Source organism: Candidatus Contendobacter odensis Run_B_J11 (assembly GCF_000531125.1).
In the GTDB taxonomy this organism is placed as follows: Bacteria; Pseudomonadota; Gammaproteobacteria; order Competibacterales; family Competibacteraceae; genus Contendibacter; species Contendibacter odensensis.
In genome coordinates, this window is record NZ_CBTK010000143.1 from 1 (window position 1) to 1,521 (window position 1,521).

Sequence of the window (1,521 nt, forward strand, 5' to 3'; positions counted from 1 at the left end):
TTCTACTTTGTCAGATTTATCTATTTGATTTAAATAGCAAACAACATAATACGTAATTTTGGTCAAAAGACTAAGGCTGAGGAGTAGCACATGAAAGAGGTCTCCACGGAAGCATCAAAAAAACTCGACGGCTGAGGCCGAGGTCGGGTTGTTGGCCGGGATCGGTCAGCGGTTTATGGATTTTTGTAGTCGCTTCACCAGTCCCTTTCGCCAAGGGACGCGAACCGTCGAGACAGCGGCTCAACTCTATGTTCGGGGCTTGCTCCAAGCGGAAACCAAGAACATGGAACGGATGGAAGAGGTGATTCCCGAGGCCGACCATCAAGCCTTGCAGCACCTGCTGAGCGAGTCGGCGTGGTCGGAGCGGGCGGTACTCGACCAGGTGGCCCAAGAGGCCAACCGATTGTTGGGGGGACACGCCGATAGCGCCCTGCTGATCGATGAGAGCGGGTGCCCGAAGAAAGGGACTCACTCGGTGGGGGTGGCGCGGCAGTGGTGCGGCCCGTTGGGCAAAGTGGAGAACGGCCAGGTGGGGGTGTTTGCCGCCCTGAGCCGAGGGACAGACGTCACCCTGATCGACGAACGCTTGTTTTTGCCGGAGGGGTGGACAAGCGATGAAGCCCGTTGCCAGGCGGCCGGGATTCCCGTCACCCAGCGCAGCTTCCAGCGCAAAACCGACTTGGCCCTAACGATGATCACCCACGCCCGCCAGCAGAGCATCGGCTTTGCCTGGGTCGGCTTTGATGGCTTCTACGGCAGCGATCCGGCCTTCCTGCGTGCCCTCGACGCGCAGGGGGAAGTCTTCGTCGGAGAGGTGCATAAGGATCAACGGATTTATTTGGATGACCCACACCCTAGCGTCCCGCCCGCCCAGACCCGCCATGGTCGGCCTCCAACCCGCCTTCAGGCACCCGCCCCGGCTGTGCGGGTCGACCAGTGGGCGGAACAGCAACCGGGGGAGGCGTGGCAACCCGTCACGTTGCGCAACGGCACGAAAGGCGCGTTGCGGGTGGAGATTCTGCACCGGACGGTGTGGCTGTGGGATGGCGAAGAACCCCAGGCTCGCCCGTGGCAGGTGATCGTGCGTCGGGAGATCGAGACACCGACCGAGATCAAGTACAGCCTGAGCAACGCCCCGGCCAACACGCCGGTCCCTCGGTTGGCGTTCCTGCAAGGACCACGCTATTGGATCGAACGTGCCTTGCAACAGGGCAAACAAGATGTCGGACTGGGTGACTACCAGGTCCGGGGCTGGCGGGGCTGGCACCATCACTTGGCGCTGGTGATGATGTCCATGCTGTTCCTGCTGGAAGAACGTCAGCTCCACCATCAGACTCGACCGCTACTGAGTGGCCGGGATATTCGGGCGTTGTTGAACCATTTCCTGCCGCAGCGGGAGATGACGTTGGAGGAGGTCCTCCGCCAGATGGAGGTCCGCCACCGAAAACGGCAAGCGGCTATCAATTCAGCCTATCGCAAACAACAACTTAACGAATAGTCACATGTGTTCTGACAAAGTAG

The 1,521-nt window shown here is 60.0% G+C and carries 1 protein-coding gene; it reads left to right on the forward strand.

The features are described from left to right. The first annotated feature begins 175 nt into the window (after positions 1 to 175). On the forward strand, positions 176 to 1,498 hold the full coding sequence (locus BN874_RS10525; protein ID WP_154724863.1) for an IS701 family transposase: 1,323 nt from the start codon (positions 176 to 178) through the stop codon (positions 1,496 to 1,498). Positions 1,499 to 1,521: the final 23 nt, after the last annotated feature.

Coding starts and splice junctions, on each gene's coding strand:
- BN874_RS10525 (WP_154724863.1), top strand. CDS start 176: ATGGATTTTTGTAGTCGCTTCACCAGTCCCTTTCGCCAAGGGACGCGA.